Raw genomic sequence first — 22,399 nt, forward strand, 5'->3', positions numbered from 1 at the left:
CATGACGATTGCTCCCGTTCTCTCCGTCAGGAACCTCACCACTTCCTTTCTGGTCGATGGCCGGTGGAAGAGCGTCGTGCGCAACATGTCCTTCGACGTGGCGCCGGGAGAAACCGTCGCCATTGTCGGTGAATCCGGCTCCGGCAAGAGCGTCACCTCGCTGTCGCTGATGCGGCTTCTCGCGCCGGCGACGAGCCGGATCGAGGGCGAGGTCATGCTCAACGGCCGCAATCTTCTCGCACTTTCGGAAAAGGAGATGCGGGCTGTGCGCGGCAACGAGGTCTCGATGATCTTCCAGGAGCCGATGACCTCGCTCAACCCGATCTTCACCATCGGCCGGCAAATTTCCGAAGTCCTGATCCGTCACAAGAACATGTCGAAATCAGATGCTCGCGCCGAGACGATCAGGCTTCTGGAAAAGGTGCGTATCCCCAATGCGGCGGGCCGCTTCGACGAGTATCCGCACCAGTTCTCCGGCGGCATGCGCCAGCGCGTGATGATCGCCATGGCGCTCGCCTCGCGCCCGAAGCTCCTGATCGCCGACGAGCCGACGACGGCGCTCGACGTCACCATCCAGGGACAAATCCTCGACCTGATCAAGGTGCTGCAGGAAGAGGAGGGGATGTCGGTCCTGTTCATTACCCACGACATGGGCGTGGTCGCCGAAATTGCCGATCGTACCATCGTCATGTTCCGTGGCGACGAGGTGGAGACCGGCCCGACGGAAGAGATCTTCCATCATGGCAAGCATCCCTATACCCGAGCCCTTCTTTCCGCCGTACCGAAACTCGGCTCGATGCAGGGCCATGCCCTGCCGACCCGCTTTCCGGTTGTCGATGCCGCAACCGGCGAGCCGGCGGAAACGGTGGAGGCGGCCAATACCGTCGCTCTGTCGAAGCGGCCGGTTCTGGAGGTGAAAAACCTCGTCACCCGTTTCCCCATCCGCTCGGGCCTCTGGTCTCGCCAGACCGGCGCCGTTCATGCGGTGGAAAACATCTCCTTCGACCTCTTCCAGGGGGAAACCCTATCACTGGTCGGTGAATCGGGCTGCGGCAAGTCGACCACCGGACGCTCGATCATGCGGCTGGTCGAACCGACATCCGGCGACGTGTCGCTCGACGGTTACGACGTCATGCGGCTCGATGCGTTGAGCCTGCGGCAGATGCGCAAGTCGGTGCAGATGATCTTCCAGGACCCGTTCTCCTCGCTCAATCCGCGCATGACGGTCGGTACCGCGATTTCCGAACCCTTCATCAAGCACCGGCTGGGCACGGCAAGGCAGGCGAGCGAAAAGACCGCCGACCTGCTGCAGAAGGTTGGCCTGTCGCCCGACATGGCAAGCCGCTATCCGCACGAGTTTTCCGGCGGCCAGCGCCAACGTATCGCCATTGCCCGTGCGCTTGCCCTCGATCCGAAGGTGATCGTGGCCGACGAAAGCGTCTCGGCGCTCGACGTCTCGATCAAGGCGCAGGTCTGCAACCTGCTTCTCGACCTGCAGCAGAGCCTGAACCTCGCCTTCCTGTTCATCTCCCATGACATGGCCGTGGTCGAGCGCGTCAGCCATCGCGTCGCCGTCATGTATCTCGGCGAGATCGTCGAGATCGGCCCGAGGGCCGCTGTGTTCGATAATCCGCAGCATCCCTATACGAAGAAGCTGATGGCCGCTGTCCCGGTGCCCGATCCGGCCCGCCGTGGCATCCGTCGCGGCATGTCCAGCGACGAACTGAAAAGCCCGATCCGCGGCATGGACTACCAACCGCCGAAGCGCGAATATCGCGAGGTTTCGCAGGGGCATCTGGTTCAGGTGGGGTAAAACCATGAAAGGCTGGCCCTCCCGCCGGCATTTTTCAGATAAGCCGCAACCCCTTCAGGCTGGCATGCCCGTCCTTGCCGATGATGATGTGATCGTGGACGGTGATGCCGAGCGGTTTTGCCGTGTCGACGATCGTCTTCGTCATGTCGATATCGGCGCGCGACGGTGTCGGATCGCCGCTCGGATGGTTGTGGACGAGAATGATCGCGGTGGCCGACAGTTCCAGCGCACGGCGCACCACCTCGCGCGGATAGACCGGCGTGTGATCGGGGTGTGGTTGAACCGCTGTCGGAAAAATCGGGGGAGAAATCGGCGATACGCCTCTGAAACCCCTGATCTATAAGGGTTTTCGACTTCAGTCCCTTCTCGCTACTCCATTTCCGTCGTTGGCGACAGATTTTGATTTATTAGCAGCAGGATTGAGCCGAAACGCTGTCCTTATGGGGCGATATTAAACTTCATTCGTCTTCTGAATGCAAGAGGGATGCTTACGCTACCTGTCGAACGCACTTCGCCACGAACGCCGCCACCTTGTCTTTCACATCGTCCTTCACTGCCTTCTGATACTCCATCACCACGATTGCGGGCAGGCCTTCCGGTGTGTCTTCCAACACCTTTCTCGCCACCTTTTCAGGGATTTCTTCAAGCCCGAACACGACGGCTGTATCGCTGTCGATTTTATCGATCCGTTCGCTGATGCAGTCGATCTCGATTGTCGTTGCTAATACGATGCGTTTCCCGCCTCTCCTTACGAGGGTTAGGCGGTTGTGGGGCGTGTTTACGCCGAACGAAATTACTTTGATTGTCATTGGGTTTGTCTCCTGATTTCCCAATATCTAGGGAAATCTGGAAATCCAGAGATTCGGTTTCTCCTAAATAAATCGTAGCGCCAATTACGGAGCTACTTATTTCAGGAGAAACCCCAAATGACTACCAATTTTGAAACATCAATTGCCCGCCTTGAAACCAAGATCGATGACCTGTCGAAAACAGTAAATCGGCTTATGAAGCGTGAATATCGCAAGCGCGACCATCTTCCAAAAGACAGCGGTGTTTATGAGATCATCAACACCATCACTGGCGAAAAATATGTCGGAAGCGCCAAGAATATTTGTACCCGTATTTCAGCCCATTTTAGCAAGCTTCGTAAGGGCGAAAGCGAGTCTGTCCTTCTGCAAAAATCATTCGACGAATATGGCGAATACGCATTCTCAACCCGTGTTATTGAACTGGTAAGTGACAGGGAAGAACGCCTTGATCTGGAACAGTTCTATATCGACAAGGCTGATGAATACACGCTGAACACCCTTCGTAGCAGCCGTGGTCGTCATGGCATGGAAAACACGACCGAGACGAAGCGTAAAATGGCTGCATCGAAGACCGGTGAAATGCATCCGAAATTCAAGGGATATTACACGACACCATTCGGTACATTCACATCGCCATATGCTGCATCATTGGCTTGTCCGGATAAGCTTATCTCTCACAGTGCGGTCGCCATTTATTGCGAGAAATCAGACACAATCATCAACCGTAATATGCTGGCAATGTCTCGCTATCTGAAGGCGAATTTCGGTGAAGAAATTCTAGGAATGTCGTTCAAGGAAATCGGTTTTGGCTTTGTTGCCGCGGATTTCGCGAACTAAGGGAGGAACGAAGATGTACGAAGAATTTGAAGCACTGAGCCTGACCGAAAAGATGGATTTGGTCGATCGATGGAATGACGATCACACCGCTGAATATGAGCGGATCAAAGATAAGATTGATGATCTGAATAAATATATCGAATTGATGGCTTCGCCATCTGAGCGAAGCTCATCCGAACAGGGATTGGATAGCAGTGATAATCATATCGACTAACCTCCTACTATATTTCCAACCGGTTACCCTGATTATACCAATACTGACGAATTAGTCAATACATTAGATCGATAAAACATGAATCAAGCAATTGATTTATAACGAGATTTTAGAAAGGAATGCCCAACACCACAAGCCCGAAAGCACTCGCCATCATCAAATCATCTGAAGGCGAGAAATTGACCGCCTACTATTGCCCCGCGAATATTCCAAGCATTGGGTATGGGCACACAGCCACGGTCACCAAAGCGGACGTTGCGAACAGAAAGACCATCACGGTAGCCGAAGCCGAACGCCTGTTGCGCGGTGATCTGGCTGACGCTGAACGCGATGTTGCCAAGCTTGTCAAAGTCCCGGTAAATGACGACCAATTCGGCGCGCTCGTATCCTTCACCTACAATTTGGGTGCAGGCGCGCTCGCATCGTCCACACTGTTGAAGCGGATCAACGCCAAGGCATCGCTGAAGGATATCGAAGCCTCGTGGCTGCAATGGAACAAGGCGCGTGTGAACGGCACATTGACCCCTTTGCGCGGGTTGACTATCCGCCGCCAAGCCGAGTTTGACCTGTTCAAATCCGGTGCCTAGGAGGAAGGTGGCGGATCAAGCACGCTTTCTTTGCGATCGACAGTTCCATCGGGCTTTGTCATCCATGTCTGTACGGCAAACACCGACAGACATATCACGGCTGATATCAGCAGCGATGACAATAATGGGCGGTGGGCTAGATAGGTCATGTGACCTGAACGACGTCGTCAATCAGATGTTCCTCGACATGCGGTGCATAGCCCATCAGCCAGATTTCCATCCGACGTGGGTTTTCTTCCTCAAGGTAAGGGCAGGTTGACGCCAATAGTCCGTTCAGTGCCGCCGTTTGCCCTTCATGAAAAATACGGGCGCGTTCAGCCGGGATTAGTATCGCTGTGTCGACGGATGCGAAGCCCTCAACCCAAGCCACCAACTCGACCGTTTCTTCATCGAGATAGGGATTGGCTGTAATTGGGAGCCCAATACGACCGGCGCGTCGCCCATCTTCAAAGCATGCACTGAAAAGTTCGTCGTCGGTCATCATTGGCGGCGATCCTAGTTGCAATGCAGCAATAACTTAAATGTGTAACTGTGGTTCCTGTATCCCGATAATATAGCAGCGGCGTGCTTTCCGGGTTGCACTTGGGGTTTCGCTAAATAGCTCCATCACCCTATGGAGCCTTCATTTTATGGCTGTTGCCCAACTCATTTTTTCAAACATCACACCAGATGCCGCCGTTATGTCCTGCGACTTCGAATCGCAGGAATTGGACTCAGGCGCCGTCTATACGTTCTCTGCTGCGTCGAAGAAGTATCTGATCATCACCGCATTGGCTGACATCTACGTCGCCTTTTCGAGCGGTGCAGCCGCCCCGAATGCCGCGGTTACGCCGCGCGTAAAGATCGCTGCTGGTCAGTCCTTTCCGTTCTCCATCCGCTCAGGCGTGAAAGTGACGGTGGTATCTGCCTGATGGAGTTTAACCTTGGGTTCGGCTTCACGTCCCTTGGTCTCCTGAAGCCCATTGGCGGCGCAATCATCCCGCCCATCACGACAGGCATCATCGCTGCAAACCGGTTTCAGATACCGACTGCGACTGCTTCCGTCCCCGCAAACTACACGTCCCGTCGATCGCACTTCGCCCATCCGGACGGCGATATCTCCAATCTCAAAACGGTTGATGCGAACTTCGTCTATTCGGGAACCACGGCTGTCGCGGCGGCAACCCGCACAATCAAGCGCTTCATCGAATATCCGGCTGGTGTGTTCACGGCGGTTACATGGGGCGGTAGTCCGACAGTCACCCTATCCACACTGAATGTCGTATCCGATCCAATCAATCTGACGATCCCAAAAGGCGCTGAATTTTGGGAACGTACCGTCAACCTGAATGCGTCTGTCGGCAGCTTTCCATGTCAGGAACTTCCGGCAAGCTCTCAGGCTCTTGGCGTTCCGGACGGCAATTCGGCTTCCGATCTCGGTAACAGCGGCACAATCAGCGCAACGTCTGCCATTACGACGTTCGGCGCGTCAGTCATCATCGGCGATGTAGCTGCACCGGCTGCGAAGAGCTTCGTTATCCTTGGCGACAGCATCGCGTTCGGTGAAGGCGATATCACGTCAGTCGGCGCCAAGCGCGGTTCTGGCTGGATAGCTCGCGCACTCGACAACTACGGGCACGCGTACCTGAAGATCACGAAGCCCGGTCAGCAGGTAACTGAATTCGTCAGCACGATTTCATATCCGACAGCCTTCCTTGCCTTGATCAACTTCAGCGATGTGATCAGCGAACACGGGATCAACGACCTTCGTCTTGGTCGCACACAGGCGCAAATCCTTGCTGATCATCAGTCGATTTATTCGATGGTTTCCGGCAAACGGATCGCTCAAACCACGATGACGCCCCGTTCGTCTTCGACTGACGGCTATGCGACTGTAGCCAATCAGACAGGGCGAACCGATGGCACAATGGCGTCGATCGTTCCGCTGAATGCCGCGATCCGCGCGAAACCCGCAAACGTCAATAGGATTATCGAAGCTGCTGATGCTGCTGCGTCCGCAAGGGATAGCCTTGTTTGGGCTTCGCCACCTGTCCCAACAGCAGACGGCACACATCCGAACAGCTTCAAAGCCGATCAAATGGCGCAAATTCTTGCGTCTCAGGTGGCAGGACCGATAACCGGCATCGATCCGGAAACGCTGCTTCGCCCGCTTTCATACGTCAAGGCAATCGGTAATGAATACAACAGCGGGCAGGGACTTGGTTCCGCGAACCCGGCTGTTGGTGGCACCGTCCATGGCGTTGCTTATGAAGACATCACCGATGGCAGCTTTCAAGTCTGGTTCCCGCACTATGGCGCCTCTGCTGGTTATGGCGAGTGGTCAACCGGTGGAACGATGACCATCGAAGCGTCGATCAAGTGGATTGATGCGTCCGGCGCTCAGCAAATCACCATTCTCCAAACAAAAGCTGGTGGTGGTGTTGCGTCAGCCGCCGCTTTCCAAGACGCAAAGCTCTATGGTCCGACTGTTCGTCCGAAAGTCGGAAGTCATTTTTGGATCAACTTCAGAGGAACCTTCCCGAACGGCTGCTACTATTCGCATGCTCGCGCTGACTATGCCAATGGCGAGGCACTTCAATACGGTTCAACAGTCCCGAACTTGATCGGCTCAGCAACCGCATATGGCAATACGTGGAACGGTGGTGGCGACTTCTATGGTCCATCTTTCATCGGCGGAAAGATCGCGCGTCCGACGTTCGGCGTTTCCGGTGACAGCAACCATTCGGGCGTTCTCGTCAACGGTATCTGCGACGTTCCGGACACGCTCCAAGGCGGTATCGGTTCTGTCGCTCGTCTGTTGACCCCCTATATGGCGGGTATCGACGTCTCGGTTCCCGGTGGAACTGCCTTCGAAATGTCCGATCCGACGAAGACGGCTTGCCGCGATCGACTGTTGAATATGACGGATAATGTCTTCTATCCGCTTGGCACGAACGACATGATTTTCAACACTTATACGGCTGTTCAAGTCGATGGATTTGTTGAAACCGCCAAGGCTCGCCATAAGAACAAGACATATTTCTATCCGACGATCCCGGCAGTCGTGACATCGAATTCAGCGAACACAGTCTATAATTCGGCGCGGGATGTTGAGCGGCGGTCGCGCAATACGACGCTTCGCAGCCGGTCAAACGTGGTCGATATCGCAGTTGGCACGGAAAGCACGGTCACACCCGGTACACTGATCACACTGACTGACACGATTGATGGCACCCACTTCAACGCCACCGGCAATAAAAAGAACGCCAATGGCGCGAACTTCAACGTGTCGTCAAAAATCAGCGGGGCAAACTCGGTCAACGCTGGCTATCAGTATCCGTCAGGTGCGATCTATCAGAACCTCCCGCTCACCGGCTTCTCAGGGCAGCAGGCTACGATAACGACTTCCGCCATCTATTCGCCGGAACATAAGCTGACCGGGGCGCTATTGGTCGAAGATACGTCCACCAACAGCCATTCGGCGTTTGTCACATCGAGCGTGACAGTAGCGGAAACGACACGGGTCTTTACGATCTGTGCCAAGCGCGTATCAGGCGCCCGCAACCTGTTTTTCCAGATTCAGAAGAACGGTGGCAACTATGCGGATGCCCGCGCGGTGGTCAATCTTGATACCGGCACATTGAACTATTCGAGCGGCGAGTCCGGCGTTCAAACCGTCAATTCAGTGACCGTTACTGCATTTGAAGATTACTGGAAAGTATCGCTGTCCGTCACCTTTGCGGCTGGCGTCCCTGCTAATCCGTACATTTTCGTGAAGATCGCCAATGCGACCGGCAACGACAACTATGCGGGTGACGGCGCATCGAGCATCGCGGTGTGGGGATTGGATATCCGGTGATTGGCAAGCTGTCGCCTCTGTTTCGAAGCAAAGGCGACAGCCCGCATGTACCCTTTCCACAAGGGGCTTCCCTATTGCAAATTTAGGAAGCGAGATCAGGCTAGGCGGAATCTGACAGGTTTGCTTTCGCAAAACTGACAAGATGTTCTAAAAGTGCCATGGAGTTTGCCGGGACTTATTCACAACCATAGGAAACTCACCGACAAACTCAGTCGAGCATATTGTCTGTGCAATAGCCGCACTCATCCGGGTAGTGGGTCAGTGCTTCAGCTATGGCTTGATCAACCTCGTCCTCAGTAGCCACCAAAAACTCATTTTGAACTTGAGCCATTAGGATTGCTTTCGCTTCTTCGTTCGCGCCGACATCAAGATTGTCCAGCCAGACATCGGTATGAACATCGCACTCTTTTATCGCTCCGGTTTCTTTGAGAGCGTCGATTGCCAGTGCGCGAAGAGTGCTCATTGAAAACTTGTCCTTTGTTGAGGAAGCATTAACTATACGGGCGTGTCCATGCGAAGTCATCACCAAGCAAGGACACCTTAAAAATAGCTGTGTTGAAAACTTATTATTAGAGGAATTTAAAATGGCGCGATGGACTTCAACCCCTGCCGAGGTCAAGCAAATCACGCGGGTTACCCGCGACCTTCCGATATTCGGATTGTATCGTATAGAGTTCTTCGATGGCACCGTTCTCGAAGGCTCGATACAAGCCGCAAATGTTGGAAACAACTTTTCGGAAACGGCACCTCAGCCCGCAAACCGCTGGTATGGTGAATTTACGCTCCATACCCTCGAAGGGCGGTTGATCATTGATTATCTGGACGTGAAATCGGCAACGAGCATATGGGATGAGAAGAAGGAAGAGTTTCACGACGCGGGCGTGATTACTATCGTTGATTTCACCTAAAGTTCCGCTGTTAGATTCCCGCCGCCCATATCCACAAGTCATCAACTTGTGCGGCGGGGATCGACATAAGTTCCATGACGTCGATAATGGTCGGGTTCGTCCGCTCGAAGCTTCCTGACTCCAACTCAGCGATCATCATCTTCCGATCGACGCCATCAGCCATGTTCGCCTTGATCGCGGAAACGATGACGTCCTTATCGATATCGATATTCGCCGCTGCCATCCAGAATTGACGGGCAGACAGTGCGGGCATCATCGCGCGGCGCTCTTCATCCGTGTAAACAGGCGCCACGTAGGGCAGGGCAGTCGAGACGGCGGCAGCGAACAGTTCGCGGCAATAGTCTTCACTATCGGTCTCTGACGCGGTGAACGGAATCCAGCCGAAGTCAGGATGTTCTACCTCCATGTCGATCGTTCCATACTGGTTGTATGTCGCAGCCTTAAAATTCATTGTCATATTAGGAAATCCTCAACCAAAGTGAGCGGGAACCTTCGGCAGTTGCCCCGCTGGTGATGAAGCCCATGCAACGCCATGTTCCGCTGAGCGAACCGGACTGATCGCCAACGCTAGATGGTGTCAGGTTTGAGCCTGCGATTGTTGCGCCAAGAGCGTATCCACCTGTTCCGCCTGTGCGCTGCGCAAACGCATATGAACCAATACCATTTGCGGCGATACCGGCGCTTAGAGAGCCGACTAACGCGCTGTTGATCCCGATCGCGGATTGCGCTGAAGCTGCCGTCGTTCCGATCGCCAAATGGGCATGGTTTGCGGCTGTGAGGATTTGCGAGCCATTCGCATATGCGTTGGTCGTATCCATCTCGAATTGCATGAACGTCGTCCATGCAGTCGCACCATCAGCCTGCTTTTGGAGATACCAGTTGTTGCTGTCGACAATGATGCGGGTGTTGTACGAGCCGGACGTGGTGTCCGACATGATGATGGACGGCGCTGAATTGGTGATCGTCAGCGCGCCAGTCATGGACAGCGTGGTTATGCCGTCATAGGCGCCGGAAACCCGCGCGTTCGGCAGGGTGCCGGTCGCATTGGTCAGGGACAGGTAATATGTGCCTTGCTGACCGTCGAGTAAGTCTGCGTCAAAGCCAGAACCCGCACCGTCATTGCCCTTATGCATGACGATGTTGGCTGTATCGTTGACGTACACGCTATCAGCGGCGATGCCGAGCGCCGAAGCATTGATGTAAAACGCCGACAGGGCACCATTATTGCGCGCCATCAGTTCGTTGTTGTCGATGATGACGTTTGTGCCTGTATCAAGCCCGATCTGAAGCCCATGGGCGGTCGATGTTTCCGATGCATCCGATGTAGAAAGCAGGCGGATTCGATTGGCAGTTAGCGTGTCGATTCCGTCGTACGATCCGCTAATTCGAGCGTTTGCCAATGTGCCGGTGAGGTTGGCGGCATTCAGGTAATAGGTACCCTGCTGACCATCGAGTAAGTCCGCATCGAGCGTGGAACCGGCGCCATCGTTGCCAGACGTCCAAACCGTGTCACTGCCGAGAGACATGCTGCCGGTTTCAGGGATCGTCAGCGTCCGAACGACCGCATTGTTTGCGTTGCGAAGCGTGACGGAGAAGCCGCCAGCCGTGTTTGCGGCAGCAGCGGCACGAACCACGCTATTAGCTGAAAAGTTTAGGGTGGCAGTGTTCGCGCCCGATGCAGCGATTGTTGCCGTTGTCAGGAATGTCGGCTTCGACTTTTCGTTGCTGATCAGAACGAATGACGTTGCGTCGAAGACGAATTCGATCACCGAACCGGCAGTGATCATGCCCGCTTCGAGCGCCTTACCATGCTGTGTCAGCAGCGACTTGGCGCCAAGACCGTTGACGTTCATGGTCGCGGCGCCGGTATTATCGGCATGCGCAAAGACGCGGTAAATCTCGCCTTTCTGGTACGCGACAGGCGCGGCAACATAGGTCAGCACATAGGCGGCGCCTGTGCCGGTCGTGGTATAGATCGGATTTGCCCGCACCCACGAACGCTTCGATGCGCCACGGATCGCCCGGATAATCGGAGCTACCGATGAAGGGCTGTATGAACCGGCTACGCCGTTAGGAGATGTGCCGGTATTGCCAGCATCATTTTCGTCCCAATCGGACTGAGAAAAATCAGTCATATGGAGGTTAACCCTCTCTTTTTATTGTTACTCTTCATTCCTTTCCGGCTCGTAGCCTACTGAGAACATGTAATCGCCGATCGCCTGAGCGAGGCCCTGGCGCTGTGTTGTCTTACGAATCTGATTGAGCTTATCTAGGTGAGCTTTCAGCCCGCCCTTCTGCATTTCCGCCTTGGGAATATCGGAAAGCCAGTTCACCGTTTCCGGGCTGGTCAGCAGCTTTGCGCGAGAACCGGCAAGCAGCTTGTTACCGGCAGCAGGAACAGCCTTTTTGAGTACACCAGCAGCGGTACCGGCGATCATTCCAGTTGGATCGCCAGTCGCGACCGAGCCGAGCACCGAGAACATCAGGTTGTCTTTACTGAACGGATTCAACGAGTCTTTGATCGCCCGGTGGTTTTCCGTATTAGAGCCATTGACGCCCTTCCGATACTTCGTCCAATTTTCCGAGACGCGCGCCAATCGGTCGAGATCGCTGCGAAGCTGAGCGTTGCCGGTGCCTGAGAACATCGCCGATTTGGCGTTGTCGCTCATATCCGTCCAGTTTTTCAGGTAGGTGCCGGGATCAAAGTTACCCTGTTTGTTGCGACCCAAACGGTCGATGACGCCAGCAGTAATATCGTCCCAAGCCTTCGCGCCACCATCCGACTTCTGAATGGTCCGACGAACAGCGGCAATGCGGTTTCCGCCAGATGCGTCCGTGGCAGTTACCCAACCCATCAGCCGATCGGTATCAGCTTCGTTCAGCAGCTTGTGTGCCGCACCGCCCTTGCCAAAACCTTCGGGTGAGGCGATCTCATCGCGGTAAAAGTCATTGGCGGACTTGAACGCGGACAGGCCTTCATCGCCGGAATTTGCGGCGGTTGCTTCCATGTCTTTCGTCAGGCTGGCGTAAAGACCGTTCAGATGGTTCTTCAGAACCTTATCGGTTTCGTCATTGGCAGCATTGCCGATGAAACTGCGAGCCGACTTCAATTGGTCGAAGCTCATGCCATTTTGCGCGTCTTCGAGGATTGCCGATGTTTGGGCGATTACCTTGTCCGTTTGGGCGGCTTTGGTCATCTCATCGAACTTGTTGAACCCCGCGCGTTCCTTTGTCAGGTTGGCGAGAAAATCGCTGGTATTGGTCGCAACAGCCGGGGAGGTGACATGCTGATCGACAGCGCCATACAGCTTTTCCGACTGTGCTTTTGCGGCTTCTTTGGCAAGCTCAGCCTGATCACGGAGGCGAGCGCCAGCAGACGCGATATCAAGAGGCTGCTCGGACAGGCTACCGACGATACGACCGAATTCATCCTTTTGGGCGCCGAACGCGTCATCAATGCGAGCTTGAATCTGATTACCGCGCCGGGTCGGTAAAAGAGCATGTTCAAGCAGGGATGACTTTTCCTTGCCATTGACCATGCCAGCGGTTGGTTCAGCGCCAATTGCCCGGAGATCGGCGGCACGTTCGGCAGCTTTGATCGGGTCATCAACACCACCACCAATAGCGCCACGAACCCACGCATTTTTTGCAGCCTTCGCACCAGCACCAAGGGCCTTTCCTGCACCTTCGCCCAAAGCGCCCATGGCGAATTCGGTGCCGAGATCGCGGGCAACTTCGCCGGTCGATCGGGTATCATCGTTTCCGAAGATGTAGTTCAAGCCAGACGAAACAGCCTGCTTGCCGAGTGCCGAGCCGGTTCCGGCGCCGGTCATGCCGCCAGCAATGGCACCCGCACCAGTTCCGACGACAGGAACAGCCGAACCAGCCGCACCACCGCCGATAGCACCGAGAATACTGCCTATAGAACCGCCTATCGTACTCCCGATCTCAGGCGCGATCGACGCGAGATCGCCAGCGTTGAAGGGGTTCCAATTGGGCTTGTTATACTGAATGACCTTGCCCGATTCCGGGTCGGTCATGATAAAATTGCTGCCGTCATCGCCGGTTGGCTGAGCATCAGGGTAATGCTTCCGAAGCGCCGTCAAACGGTCTTCTGGCTTATCGAGAGCGCCGACTTCAAGGCGAATGCGGGCAGGGGCGTCATCGAGATCATCGGGATCGGTGACAGCATCGCGGAGAATGATGGCTTTCTGCCAATCCTCAAGCGTGGTCGGTGCGCCGTCCTTTTCGATGATTTTCTTTTGCCAATCAGTCAGTTCAGCCAAGTAGATATCCGCCTAAATTTCCGAGACCGCCTTTCTTCTTTTTCCGGTCGCTCGCGTAGTCGATGAAGGTGAGAGTAACCGGCTCGCTATTGCGCCCACCCCGGGCACCAGCGGCGGCTCTCTGTATTTGGTTATTTATGCTTTGGTCATTTTCAGCCATGGATTTGGCGAAATCGCCGATACCGGAAATGCCTTTCATGACTTTCGATGTGTCTGCACCACCAAGGATCGGCACGCTGTCCGGAATGGTGCTTGGAACCTGCACGTCCGATCCGGTCAGTTTATTATACGCTTGTATAAGAATGCCGTTTTGCGATTTCGGGTCTTCGGCTGGCTTCGGCGCATCGGGCGCTTTACCTTGGATCATCGCAAACAATGGATTGTCACTTGTCGGTGACGACTTAGCCTGAGCTTGCGCAACAGATGTAGGATCAACGCCCAACAGTTCGCTGGCGTTCGTAATACGATTGTTCCAGCCGTGACCGGCAGTCGGATCATCCTTCGACCATCCGTGCGGGCGTTCATAGCTGATCATTGCAGCAGTCGCGTCGTTGACGTTGCCAGCGTTCGCCAGCTTGTTCCACGCATATGCTTCGGAGCCGCCGCCATTACCGCCGCTGCCCTGCAATTCATGCATGACAAAATCAAGCTGAGTATCGAGATTGCCGGTATTGTCGCCCGCGAACGACTTGAAATTGCGGGCGCGCTGACCGTTCCACTGACCAACACCGATACTATCCGTGCCGTCTGTGCCGTCGCCAGCATTCCGAGCGCCCGTATTCATGGACGACTCTTGAATGAGGTTGCCGACGATGCCAGCCGCCTGATAATCCTTCAGCTTATACTTGTCTTGAAGATAGCGGTACGCGTAAAGAGCGTTATCGTTCATCGCTTCGTCCTCACGGTTGTTTCGCTATCAGACGCGAACCGGTAAGCCGCACCTTTCGGCAGGGCTTCGTAATCGGCTTGGCTACCGATAACGGCAACGTTCGCATCAACACGCCCGGTTTTCGGCGCTGCTGCATCGGTCGATGATGATTTATCACCGGATGGTGACTTATCCGATCCGCTGTCCTTGCCGCCCTTCCGATAAGCCTTGAAATTGGCATACGGATCGGGGAGGGCAGCAATCTGCTTATCGCCTTCCTGCCAACTGATCTGTCCGCTATTGACCTGATTGGCGATCGAAGCCGCCTGAATTTTCACGTCCTGAACCGACTTGATGGTGTCTGAGATGATCTCGTTGCCCTTCGGGGTGTTGCCGAGAGAAGGCAGCGAGTCCATGAACATGTTTACGTCAGTGTCAGACGACGCACCGGAACCGGGAACGCGCATGCCGGGGGCGATACGGGCCTTCATGGATTCGAAGGCTTGGGACTCGTCCAGACCATCGACCTTCACCCCAAAACTAGCTGCCCACGGACCCCAAGCCTTCTTGACCTGTGCCCAACGACCGGTACCGATCTGCTTGCCGAGTTCCGCAAGGTTGTTGACGTTGCCAACCATCTGCTGAGCTTCGACGCCCTGCTGAGCCAGCGTATTGTATCGTTCGGCGGCAAGCTGAGCGCCCTTCTTGTCGAATTCGTTGTCCGGGCTGGCAACACCGGCACGCTTTTGCTGCGTCTGGTAATCGACAAATCCGGGCTTATCGACGCCGTATTCGTAATTTTTAATGTCGGCAGTCGTCTCTTGGTTGGCGCCAATTGCCTTGCCGAGACCCTTCGCCTTTTCCGTGTCGAACAGGCTTTCACCGAAGCCGGGGGCAAGCTTGAAGCCACCCGTGGTCGGATCGACAATCATACCTTCGTCGGCGCCCTTCTGCTGAAGTGCCTGAACCTGCTTAAGCGTCTGGCGCGCGCCTTCGTCATCGCCATTGAGCATCTGCAATTCAGCCAATTCGCCGAGTGCTTCAGGAGGATAACCGTTGACGCCCGGTGAACCCCACTTGGCGACGAACGCCTTCGTACGGGCCTGATTGTCGCCAAGGGTCTTCATCTTATAGTCGTTGACGCGGCTAGCGGCGCCGAACTTCTTCGCTTCAAGATCGGTTGTCAGGGCGTCGTCATAGCCCTTCGCGCCACCAGCAACGCCAGCACCGAGAACCTGAAGCAGGTTGGTTGGCTTACCGACAGACGGACCACCAGCCATCATCGCCGAAGCGCCGCCTTGGATGAGGGCACGGGCGACGGCTTCGCGTTTGTCCTGATCTTCCGGCAGGAATTGCGACAGGAAATTCGGCTGCTTTTCCGGTGTAAGGACAGCTTCGAGATCGTTACCGTCTGTCTTTTTGCGGGTGAGAAAATCCCAGATTGACGCCATTACGCTGCCTCCTTCATGAAGGCTTCAACATCGATTACCTTGCGGTCAGCAATGTCGATAACAGCAGCATTCGCCTTCTCTTCGACTTCTTGGGCGATCGGGCCTGTCCAAACGATTTGATCGGGATCACCGGTATAACTGAACTGGTAAATCGCGATCTTTTCGCCATTGAGAAGTGGCATATAGCCAACCAATGCATGGATGATCTTTTCGCGAATATCGCAGAGAGCAAACAAGCCAGCCAATGACGAAAGACCGCCAAGCACCTGTCCAGTCGTGTTCGAATAAACCGGCGTTGTGGTGTTGGAGTAGTTGCCCCCGTTTAATAAGTTGGCGAAGTTTGCTAAGTTTTGGAGGGGCTGTTGCTGAGCCGAATTCCATGCATCAACCTGCGACTGAAGCAGTGTCGAATTGTAGTTGTCCTGAGCCGTACCAACACCCGATAGAGCCTGCGATGGCAGATATTGGTTCTGGTATTGGGTTGCTGCCTGAGACGCTGCCGAAAGCTGATTGCCAGCCAAGGCGTTATCGGCGCTGATCTGACTGTTTGCGGCATTGAGTTTCTGAGAATTCAACCCAAGCATGTCCTGAATCGACTGAGCGTAGTTGTTGCTCAGCAGATTGGCGCCCTGAAGAGCGTACTGATTGTTGGTGTTATATTGCGCGTTCGCCGCATTGGAATTGGCGAGTTGAGCGGCGTTTTGGCTGTCTGCTAAGCTGCCATAAAGAGACGTTCCAGCCTGACGAAGCTGCTGCTGTTGAGCGTCGGTCGAAGCAAGCTGCTGATTGGCATTGAGCTGGTTTGTGACGTCCTGATTTGCCAGATTCCCATAGAGCGATGCCGCGTTTTGCTGCGCCGCCAAATCAGAATTGTATTGCGATGTCAGCGCATTTACCGCGACGTCAGACATGGCTTTCGCCGCCGTTGTGTCTGCCGAATTGCGCTGTGATGCGTACGCGCCTGATCCCATTCGACCAAGCGAAGCCGCTGTGCTGTCGATACCGGGATTGGTCACATTTTTCAGCGTATCCGCGATATTCGCCTGTTGCGCGGCGATATTCGCTTCGAGATAGGGATTATTTCCGATGTTGGCGCCGGACGCTGTCTGCTGAAGATAGCTGGAAATTGCAGGGTTGCTGGAATTGGCAAGCTGCTGAGCTTGAGCCGACTGAAGACCAGCGGCAGAGTTGGTGTAGTTTCCATATCCGGACGCCTGCGAAAGGGCAGGGTTCGTGTAGTTGAGATTGTAGGTTCCGGGCGCTGACGAACCGCTTCCGTTCATGACGGATGTGGCGAAACTATTCGTCGGGTTGGTGCCGAGCGTGCCGCTTTGCAGGCTCGAAAGCGTGTTGGCGGCAGTCGAATTGATACCGGAATTGAGGATGTTGTTGACCGCGTTCGAACCGCTGGAAAGGACGGCAGTGTTACCGCTCCGGGCAAGCTGTTCAGCCATCGACAGGCTGTCTTTGGTAGCCTGCGACTGATCAGCGACCGTACTGCCTTGCCACTGTTGCGGGGCACCGGCATTCAGCAAATCATTGTACTGCGAATAAATGTCTGTGAGATATGGTTGCGCCCCATCCCACGGCTCAACCTTAGAGGTTGTTTCTTTAGGGGTTGAAGTCAAAGTAGTGCTAAAGCCTCTTTATAAATTGGTCCTTTCTGCCGGTGCGTTCGAAGCCGTATTTCAGAAGAAAACGGTGCCATTCTTTGCGGGGTTCTCCCACTATGTAGGAGAAATTATCGTGCCGAAGCATGTCGCATACGGCGAAATGTGCGATCATAATTTCGCGCAAAGCAGCGCCAATTTTGCCGCCGATAACGAGAATATTCGCTGCCTTTTCGCCGTCTTTTTCGAAGAATTGCAGCACGCAAGCGGCGTTATCGGTAGTGATCAAATGCCACTCGCCCGACTGTAATTTGTCGATCATCTCTGCTTCGGTGAAAACGGCAGGGGCAACCTTGAATGCGCTCAAAAGCCAGTCACGTACCCGCGCGTATCTTTCCGGTGAGTAGCCAAGTTCAATCATGCGGCGAAGATCAGATAATCGAATGTGCGGACGGTCGTGGCGCTGGCATGCGTGATGACGAAACTGCCGCTTGATATGCTACTGACGAATGCGCCGGATGTGACGGCGGCAGAATTGCGCGGCTGAAGAAAGATGCGGCTGCTTGTCGTCACCTTCGCATTGCTGACCGTAGTGGTCGTGGTGGAATTCGTCAGATTGACGGAGCCGGTAGCGCTATCGATCGCCTGAACGATCTGGTTGACGATCTGAGCCACTTGGCGGCTATTGGTGTGGTCGTAGACAGATTGAACCATTATCGGCGCCCCGTTGCCTTGGCGTCGATCTGAAGGCCCATGCATCGGGACCATTCGCCATCAATCGAGACGCGGAAACGCTGATAGCGCGACTGGCTGCGAAGATATGCAAAGCCTGTTTCCGGATGTGTTTCCCTTAGATCGGACCATGAAACGTCGGCATTGGTCAGCGATCGGGTGCCGACTTGGACGCGCGCTTTGCCATCACCGCCTTCGAATAGCGGTCGGGCAGCGTCAACGCGGGCTATATCGGCGCCAGTCTCATTGGGAACGATTTTCGAAAGCTGATATTCGGGCGTCTCTATGCTCAATTCCAGCGTTGGTCCGCCGAAACTGTAGATTTTGCCGGTATCGGACATGCCCCAAAGCATGGATTTTCCGCCTGACCAGACAGGGTCGTCGAAGGAAGATGGAACCGCATCGAGCGTGCCGAAACTGCCCAGCATATCGATTGTCCAAGGCAGAGACACGCTGTTGAAGATGAAGCTTGTTGTTGCATCGGCTGTGGTGAATTCGCCGGTCGAATAATTGAGGATCAGCATCATATCCGGCTTACCGGCTTCCGCATCCTTGCTGCAAAACTGCCAATAGATCAGGGTTTCACGCGGATCGGCGGCAACCGTCATCAACGAAGACTGAGCCGGATCGAAGTTGTCCAAGAACCATTGGTCGATGCGACCTGTGCCGATCGGCTGAAGCTGTCCGCCGCTGAGCATGTACCAGCCGTCATCGGACAGGAAGTAATGGGCGCCCTGAACCGTGATGACACTTTCGGGGACGCTGACGCCCTTCGAAGACCGTTCCGTAAATTGGAAGACATAGGGAGAGCCGATGTAAGTCATCTGCACAATCCCACGCTGAAGCAGGATATAGCAGGAGTCATCGGTCACGATGCCTTGGATGTTGCCGTAGCCCTGAATGTCCTGAAAATCTGCCTGAGTTGCGGCGGAATACGTCCAATCACCGGGCGATTCAATGCCAGACCAGCGGACGCGATAAGGGACAGCACCGTCTAGTGAATCCCAGGTCGAACCGAGAATGGTAAAGCCCTTATGGGTCGCGATGTGGCGCCCCTTGGCAAGCGTCGTCAAATTCGCGAACTGAGTATCGATGTTCCGATCGATGTATTGTGGCTCATTGTCCCAATTGGTCATGATGGTCAGCGAACCGAATTCGATCGACTTCCACTTTTCCGTGGCTGACGTCGTGTAGCCGCCTGAACGGCTTATATCGGTCCACTGGCGGGTGTCCGGCGCCAGTTTGTAAAGCTTCGTCGCGTTGCCTGCGTAAACCTTCGCATCGCCGGTCCTATTGGCGCCGATGGCACTGCCGATTGGGCGTGAGTCCATGGATGTGTTGGAATACAAAGAAGCCGACTTCAGCGGGTTTAGCGAGATCGTGCCTTGAGCGGCGCCCCGCGCTGCCGTGGCATTATGAATTTTCGTGAACGCTGACGAGCCAAGGGCAGGGAGGTCCGGCGCCCATGACGTGATTGGGACGTCGATTACCGCCATGAATTGCCACCCATTATGATAGGACCAGTTTGGCGTCCTCTGCGATCGTCTTCGGCAACGATGGAAAGAGCTTCCTGAAGCGCGGCAGACTCGATCTGCACACCTTCCGGATCAGTCTGCCACCGGTGGAATTCCTTCAAGACGGCGCTGATATAGACGTTCGGGAAGCGGTCGAAGAGCCAATTGGATTGGTCTTCCGTGAGATCGGCAAACGCTGCCCAATACAGCAATTCTATCGTCTCATCGGGTTCACCGACGAAAACAAGGCGATTGCCGGAACGGTAATAGCCAACCTCATTTTCGCAGAGAACAGCAGCCTGAACCGCTACTGGTTTATAGCGCTTGGCGCCCGTGATGGAACGGATTTCGATGAAGTCGGCGGGCAGGTCGATTGCACCCGCGACGATAGGCAGAACGACCGTAGTTTCCGCTAGATAATGTTTTGTCACCGTTCGGAGATATGACTCAGCGCGTCGAACGAAACCGTCGAACGGCATGTCGTTTATCGACCGGATGGTGTAGCTTTCGATGGTGGAGAGGAATTCATCGTAGGTCATCAAAGACTCCATGAATTCGTGCGGAACTTCGCGTAATCGCTGTCATTGAGGCGACGGCGCATCGCTTCCGGATCATCGACAATTCCCTGCCGTTTCCAGTCGTAATAGAGGCCTGTCGGGATGCTGGCGACCTTCACCAAATTGCCGTGAGAGCCGGTCGCATTGAAAGCGTTGGCTTCGCGCTGGTTTTGGTCCATCAGGGCCTTGATGACGTCGTCTTTGTATTCCGTGGTGATGATCAGCTTATCGCCGTCACGGGTCATCCAAACCTTATATTCGGGTGTTTCTTCCCAAAGGATCGTGCCGTGTGTGACGAGATCGCCCGCTGTGAGATTGTGGTCGGACATAAATTCCCCGTTGGTTTTACGGGTATTTATGAGAATGGAGACCGCCGCTTTCTGTCAGATTGGCAAAGAAAAAGGCGCCGTTTCCAGCGCCTTTCAGTTGGATCCTGAAGTTGATTTTATTAGCCGTTCAGGTCAGCGATCTTGGCAGAACCGGACTCGTTGAGGCTTTCAAGCGTGACCTCAGTGACGAGCTGGTACTTGGTTGCGTCACCGGTCTTCGCAAGCTCAGTCTTGGACAGACCGCGAAGGGTTGCGATGCGCCACAGACTTTCATCATAGGCGATGACTGTCGAAGTGGTCATGAAGCGTGACGTAATTACGTCCTGACGACCAAAGTCACCATTATAGACATCGACGCCGACGTTGATGGTCTTCTTACCGTCTGCGATAGCCTGTTTCGTAGCGTTGCCGGTGAAAGTACCGATCTTTGCCTTGAGGGAAGGCGGGGCGATGATGGTCGTGACGTTACCGCCAGCCGTGTATGCGCCCTGAAGAGCCGAGACAAGCAGTGCTTCGGTGAAGGCGCGACCGGTACCGGCTGTCACTGCACCAACGGCGCCAGCGGCGTAACCAGCCGTTGCACCACCAGTGCCGTGCATGGCATTGGTTTTGATGAAGGCTTCAGCACCACCAAGTTTACGGGCGCCAGTCGCGACAGACGGATTGGCGGACAGGAATGCGGCTTCCTGATCGAGCTTGATGGACTTGCCAGCCTTCATGATCTGGCGAGCAAGCTCACTGTTACCACCAGCAATCTTCGTTGCTTCGAACGTGTCCGATACAGCGACGGTCTTGGTGAAAATCTGAGTCTGGTTCGACAGGCGGGTAGGGGTGATGAGCGTCGCATCAGCAGCGTCAGCACCTTCGATGGCAGCGTTGTCCTTGTTGACAGCAGCAAGCTCATCGCGAAGCCATTCGTGGGTCTTCTGAGTTGCTTTGGTCTTGCCGATAGACGAAGTGAAAGGGGTTTCTTCCGGCGAAATCATCGAAATGATGTCGGCAAGGTCTTCCTTTACGTGAGCAGCACCTTGGGTGATCAGAGTAGGCATGGGATTTAATCCTCTTATTATTGGGCGGTCTTAGCGCCAGTTTCGGTTAAAGCAGTCGAGAAATAAGCGCGATTGCGTCGTCGCCTTTCCGTGATTTGTTGAACTTGTTGAAATCCTTGGTGTAGGCATCGCTCGCCTTGGATGAAGTTCCCTTCACCGAAATGGCTGGCTTTTGCTCCATCTTCTGAACGACTTGCGGGATAGCCTTCTGAGCGTTGATTGCTTTGTTTAGCTCATACAGGATACCGACAATTCGATAGTCAGATACGCCTTCGATTTCTTCCTTTGTGAAACCATTGTCGATCAGCAATTGAGTGATCTGACCAAGGGCTTCCGCCGATTTACTTTTGTCCTGCATCTCAGGATATTTCGCCAAGAACTGCGTCTGACTTTCGCGCAACTGAGCCTGATGCATTTCCGCTTCATATTCGGCTTGCTTCGTGCGAAGGGCCTGTTCGGCGTCGTACATCTGCTTAACGGCGGCTTCCTTACGCGCCCAATTCTGCTGCTCAATGAGAAACTGATGTGGATCGTCGCGAAGAAGTTCATCCCAATTCGGCTGTTGAGTCTGCCTGAATTCGATTGCCATTTGCTGCTTTAAAGCCTCAATACCTTGGAGGGCTTCCATTCGCAGTTGGTTCTTATCGAACTGAGCTTCCTGATAGGCCTTACGCTGTTCAGCTAGTTCTTGTGTCTTTCGAGTGTAATCGGCTTGTCTCAGATATGAAGCGCGGATTTCCGACAAGCTGACGTTCTGACCGTCAATGTCGAAATACGTTTCTTCGGTATCTGGTGTCTCAACAGCGTCATCGTCTTCGGCTGTTGGTTCGTCTTCAACATTCTCGACTGCTTGTTCTGAAACATCAGAGGCTTCGATATTGTCGTCCAAAAGTGCGGCGATACGATCAACCGCGCTGGCATCATCAAGTGCAGTCTCCATTCCGGAGTTATTGCTTTCGTCTTCCATTCCTTTCGTAATCCAAATGTAAGTGTTATA

Annotated in this window: 23 protein-coding genes and 1 pseudogene; 7 read left to right on the forward strand and 17 right to left on the reverse strand. The window is 54.5% G+C overall.

Annotated elements, in window-relative coordinates; all coding sequences use genetic code 11:
- The first annotated feature begins 1 nt into the window (after position 1).
- Positions 2–1,813: an ABC transporter ATP-binding protein gene (locus tag NCHU2750_RS07615; RefSeq protein WP_119939890.1), complete on the forward strand. Its 1,812-nt coding sequence runs from the start codon at positions 2–4 to the stop codon at positions 1,811–1,813.
- 34 nt (positions 1,814–1,847) lie between these two features.
- Here the strand turns inward: NCHU2750_RS07615 and NCHU2750_RS07620 are convergent.
- Positions 1,848–2,081: pseudogene (locus NCHU2750_RS07620) on the reverse strand (JAB domain-containing protein); the annotation flags it as partial.
- Positions 2,082–2,301: 220 nt separating this feature from the next.
- Positions 2,302–2,622 carry a hypothetical protein gene (locus NCHU2750_RS07625; protein WP_119939891.1) on the reverse strand — a complete coding sequence of 107 codons (321 nt, stop codon included), beginning with the start codon at positions 2,620–2,622 and terminating at the stop codon, positions 2,302–2,304.
- A gap of 117 nt (positions 2,623–2,739) precedes the next feature.
- Here NCHU2750_RS07625 and NCHU2750_RS07630 point away from each other — a divergent pair, with 117 nt between their 5' ends.
- The 3 genes from NCHU2750_RS07630 (at position 2,740) to NCHU2750_RS07640 (ending at position 4,260) form a co-directional block, all read left to right on the forward strand.
- Positions 2,740–3,459 carry a GIY-YIG nuclease family protein gene (locus NCHU2750_RS07630; protein ID WP_119939892.1) on the forward strand — a complete coding sequence of 240 codons (720 nt, stop codon included), beginning with the start codon at positions 2,740–2,742 and terminating at the stop codon, positions 3,457–3,459.
- 13 nt (positions 3,460–3,472) lie between these two features.
- The gene (locus tag NCHU2750_RS07635; RefSeq protein ID WP_119939893.1) at positions 3,473–3,673 is read left to right on the forward strand and encodes a hypothetical protein; all 201 of its coding nucleotides are present in this window, start codon (positions 3,473–3,475) and stop codon (positions 3,671–3,673) included.
- 119 nt (positions 3,674–3,792) lie between these two features.
- Positions 3,793–4,260 (forward strand): lysozyme, encoded by a 468-nt coding sequence (locus NCHU2750_RS07640; RefSeq protein WP_119939894.1) that lies wholly within the window; start codon positions 3,793–3,795, stop codon positions 4,258–4,260.
- Positions 4,261–4,405: 145 nt separating this feature from the next.
- Here the strand turns inward: NCHU2750_RS07640 and NCHU2750_RS07645 are convergent, their stop codons facing one another.
- On the reverse strand, positions 4,406–4,744 hold the full coding sequence (locus NCHU2750_RS07645) for a hypothetical protein (protein WP_119939895.1): 339 nt from the start codon (positions 4,742–4,744) through the stop codon (positions 4,406–4,408).
- 145 nt (positions 4,745–4,889) lie between these two features.
- Between NCHU2750_RS07645 and NCHU2750_RS07650 the strand changes: the two genes are divergently transcribed.
- Both NCHU2750_RS07650 and NCHU2750_RS07655 read left to right on the forward strand, forming a co-directional pair.
- The gene (locus NCHU2750_RS07650; RefSeq protein ID WP_119939896.1) at positions 4,890–5,171 is read left to right on the forward strand and encodes a hypothetical protein; all 282 of its coding nucleotides are present in this window, start codon (positions 4,890–4,892) and stop codon (positions 5,169–5,171) included.
- Positions 5,171–8,098, forward strand: coding sequence for an SGNH/GDSL hydrolase family protein (locus NCHU2750_RS07655; protein WP_119939897.1), 2,928 nt, complete (start codon positions 5,171–5,173; stop codon positions 8,096–8,098). Before NCHU2750_RS07650 ends, NCHU2750_RS07655 begins: the two co-directional genes overlap by 1 nt.
- A gap of 208 nt (positions 8,099–8,306) precedes the next feature.
- On the opposite strand, the gene NCHU2750_RS07660 is transcribed toward NCHU2750_RS07655, so the two are convergent.
- Complete coding sequence (locus tag NCHU2750_RS07660; protein ID WP_119939898.1) at positions 8,307–8,561, reverse strand: hypothetical protein; 255 nt, start codon at positions 8,559–8,561, stop codon at positions 8,307–8,309.
- Between the two features lie 121 nt (positions 8,562–8,682).
- On the opposite strand from NCHU2750_RS07660, the gene NCHU2750_RS07665 reads away from it, so the two are divergent.
- Positions 8,683–9,006: a hypothetical protein gene (locus NCHU2750_RS07665; protein WP_119939899.1), complete on the forward strand. Its 324-nt coding sequence runs from the start codon at positions 8,683–8,685 to the stop codon at positions 9,004–9,006.
- 10 nt (positions 9,007–9,016) lie between these two features.
- Here NCHU2750_RS07665 and NCHU2750_RS07670 read toward each other — a convergent pair whose 3' ends face one another.
- From NCHU2750_RS07670 to NCHU2750_RS07730, 13 genes are all read right to left on the reverse strand, one after another.
- Complete coding sequence (locus NCHU2750_RS07670) at positions 9,017–9,463, reverse strand: hypothetical protein (RefSeq protein ID WP_119939900.1); 447 nt, start codon at positions 9,461–9,463, stop codon at positions 9,017–9,019.
- 1 nt (position 9,464) lies between these two features.
- Positions 9,465–11,141 (reverse strand): autotransporter outer membrane beta-barrel domain-containing protein, encoded by a 1,677-nt coding sequence (locus NCHU2750_RS07675; RefSeq protein ID WP_162939531.1) that lies wholly within the window; start codon positions 11,139–11,141, stop codon positions 9,465–9,467.
- Positions 11,142–11,168: 27 nt separating this feature from the next.
- Complete coding sequence (locus NCHU2750_RS07680) at positions 11,169–13,292, reverse strand: hypothetical protein (protein ID WP_119939902.1); 2,124 nt, start codon at positions 13,290–13,292, stop codon at positions 11,169–11,171.
- Positions 13,285–14,181, reverse strand: coding sequence for a phage tail tip lysozyme (locus tag NCHU2750_RS07685; RefSeq protein WP_119939903.1), 897 nt, complete (start codon positions 14,179–14,181; stop codon positions 13,285–13,287). Before NCHU2750_RS07685 ends, NCHU2750_RS07680 begins: the two co-directional genes overlap by 8 nt.
- The gene (locus tag NCHU2750_RS07690; RefSeq protein ID WP_119939904.1) at positions 14,178–15,611 is read right to left on the reverse strand and encodes a hypothetical protein; all 1,434 of its coding nucleotides are present in this window, start codon (positions 15,609–15,611) and stop codon (positions 14,178–14,180) included. Before NCHU2750_RS07690 ends, NCHU2750_RS07685 begins: the two co-directional genes overlap by 4 nt.
- Entirely contained in the window at positions 15,611–17,065 is a 1,455-nt protein-coding gene (locus NCHU2750_RS07695) for a hypothetical protein (RefSeq protein ID WP_205583881.1), read from the reverse strand. Before NCHU2750_RS07695 ends, NCHU2750_RS07690 begins: the two co-directional genes overlap by 1 nt.
- A 181-nt stretch (positions 17,066–17,246) precedes the next feature.
- Positions 17,247–17,642, reverse strand: a complete 396-nt coding sequence (locus NCHU2750_RS07700; RefSeq protein ID WP_245480359.1) for a hypothetical protein — start codon at positions 17,640–17,642, stop codon at positions 17,247–17,249.
- Positions 17,639–17,935 (reverse strand): hypothetical protein, encoded by a 297-nt coding sequence (locus NCHU2750_RS07705; RefSeq protein ID WP_119939905.1) that lies wholly within the window; start codon positions 17,933–17,935, stop codon positions 17,639–17,641. The genes NCHU2750_RS07700 and NCHU2750_RS07705 overlap by 4 nt, the downstream gene beginning before the upstream one ends.
- Positions 17,935–19,449 carry a hypothetical protein gene (locus tag NCHU2750_RS07710; protein WP_119939906.1) on the reverse strand — a complete coding sequence of 505 codons (1,515 nt, stop codon included), beginning with the start codon at positions 19,447–19,449 and terminating at the stop codon, positions 17,935–17,937. The genes NCHU2750_RS07705 and NCHU2750_RS07710 overlap by 1 nt, the downstream gene beginning before the upstream one ends.
- Positions 19,440–20,006, reverse strand: a complete 567-nt coding sequence (locus tag NCHU2750_RS07715; protein WP_119939907.1) for a phage adaptor protein — start codon at positions 20,004–20,006, stop codon at positions 19,440–19,442. The genes NCHU2750_RS07710 and NCHU2750_RS07715 overlap by 10 nt, the downstream gene beginning before the upstream one ends.
- A complete protein-coding gene (locus NCHU2750_RS07720) occupies positions 20,006–20,353 on the reverse strand; it encodes a hypothetical protein (protein ID WP_119939908.1) in 348 nt (115 codons plus the stop codon). Before NCHU2750_RS07720 ends, NCHU2750_RS07715 begins: the two co-directional genes overlap by 1 nt.
- Positions 20,354–20,472: 119 nt before the next feature.
- Positions 20,473–21,402, reverse strand: coding sequence for an SU10 major capsid protein (locus NCHU2750_RS07725; protein ID WP_119939909.1), 930 nt, complete (start codon positions 21,400–21,402; stop codon positions 20,473–20,475).
- Positions 21,403–21,448: 46 nt separating this feature from the next.
- The gene (locus NCHU2750_RS07730; protein ID WP_162939532.1) at positions 21,449–22,369 is read right to left on the reverse strand and encodes a hypothetical protein; all 921 of its coding nucleotides are present in this window, start codon (positions 22,367–22,369) and stop codon (positions 21,449–21,451) included.
- Positions 22,370–22,399 lie beyond the last annotated feature (30 nt).

The organism is Neorhizobium sp. NCHU2750 (assembly GCF_003597675.1).
Lineage (GTDB): Bacteria > Pseudomonadota > Alphaproteobacteria > Rhizobiales > Rhizobiaceae > Neorhizobium.

What these genes read in the sequence shown, in the direction of transcription:
- NCHU2750_RS07720 (WP_119939908.1), bottom strand. Translation starts at nt 20,353, where the DNA reads ATGTCCGACCACAATCTCACAGCGGGCGATCTCGTCACACACGGCACG.
- NCHU2750_RS07655 (WP_119939897.1), top strand. Translation starts at nt 5,171, where the DNA reads ATGGAGTTTAACCTTGGGTTCGGCTTCACGTCCCTTGGTCTCCTGAAG.
- NCHU2750_RS07660 (WP_119939898.1), bottom strand. Translation starts at nt 8,561, where the DNA reads ATGAGCACTCTTCGCGCACTGGCAATCGACGCTCTCAAAGAAACCGGA.
- NCHU2750_RS07625 (WP_119939891.1), bottom strand. Translation starts at nt 2,622, where the DNA reads ATGACAATCAAAGTAATTTCGTTCGGCGTAAACACGCCCCACAACCGC.
- NCHU2750_RS07715 (WP_119939907.1), bottom strand. Translation starts at nt 20,006, where the DNA reads ATGACCTACGATGAATTCCTCTCCACCATCGAAAGCTACACCATCCGG.
- NCHU2750_RS07630 (WP_119939892.1), top strand. Translation starts at nt 2,740, where the DNA reads ATGACTACCAATTTTGAAACATCAATTGCCCGCCTTGAAACCAAGATC.
- NCHU2750_RS07665 (WP_119939899.1), top strand. Translation starts at nt 8,683, where the DNA reads ATGGCGCGATGGACTTCAACCCCTGCCGAGGTCAAGCAAATCACGCGG.
- NCHU2750_RS07640 (WP_119939894.1), top strand. Translation starts at nt 3,793, where the DNA reads ATGCCCAACACCACAAGCCCGAAAGCACTCGCCATCATCAAATCATCT.
- NCHU2750_RS07705 (WP_119939905.1), bottom strand. Translation starts at nt 17,935, where the DNA reads ATGGTTCAATCTGTCTACGACCACACCAATAGCCGCCAAGTGGCTCAG.
- NCHU2750_RS07725 (WP_119939909.1), bottom strand. Translation starts at nt 21,402, where the DNA reads ATGCCTACTCTGATCACCCAAGGTGCTGCTCACGTAAAGGAAGACCTT.
- NCHU2750_RS07635 (WP_119939893.1), top strand. Translation starts at nt 3,473, where the DNA reads ATGTACGAAGAATTTGAAGCACTGAGCCTGACCGAAAAGATGGATTTG.
- NCHU2750_RS07695 (WP_205583881.1), bottom strand. Translation starts at nt 17,065, where the DNA reads ATGGCTGAACAGCTTGCCCGGAGCGGTAACACTGCCGTCCTTTCCAGC.
- NCHU2750_RS07650 (WP_119939896.1), top strand. Translation starts at nt 4,890, where the DNA reads ATGGCTGTTGCCCAACTCATTTTTTCAAACATCACACCAGATGCCGCC.
- NCHU2750_RS07685 (WP_119939903.1), bottom strand. Translation starts at nt 14,181, where the DNA reads ATGAACGATAACGCTCTTTACGCGTACCGCTATCTTCAAGACAAGTAT.
- NCHU2750_RS07615 (WP_119939890.1), top strand. Translation starts at nt 2, where the DNA reads ATGACGATTGCTCCCGTTCTCTCCGTCAGGAACCTCACCACTTCCTTT.
- NCHU2750_RS07690 (WP_119939904.1), bottom strand. Translation starts at nt 15,611, where the DNA reads ATGGCGTCAATCTGGGATTTTCTCACCCGCAAAAAGACAGACGGTAAC.
- NCHU2750_RS07675 (WP_162939531.1), bottom strand. Translation starts at nt 11,141, where the DNA reads ATGACTGATTTTTCTCAGTCCGATTGGGACGAAAATGATGCTGGCAAT.
- NCHU2750_RS07700 (WP_245480359.1), bottom strand. Translation starts at nt 17,642, where the DNA reads ATGATTGAACTTGGCTACTCACCGGAAAGATACGCGCGGGTACGTGAC.
- NCHU2750_RS07645 (WP_119939895.1), bottom strand. Translation starts at nt 4,744, where the DNA reads ATGATGACCGACGACGAACTTTTCAGTGCATGCTTTGAAGATGGGCGA.
- NCHU2750_RS07730 (WP_162939532.1), bottom strand. Translation starts at nt 22,369, where the DNA reads ATGGAAGACGAAAGCAATAACTCCGGAATGGAGACTGCACTTGATGAT.
- NCHU2750_RS07670 (WP_119939900.1), bottom strand. Translation starts at nt 9,463, where the DNA reads ATGACAATGAATTTTAAGGCTGCGACATACAACCAGTATGGAACGATC.
- NCHU2750_RS07710 (WP_119939906.1), bottom strand. Translation starts at nt 19,449, where the DNA reads ATGGCGGTAATCGACGTCCCAATCACGTCATGGGCGCCGGACCTCCCT.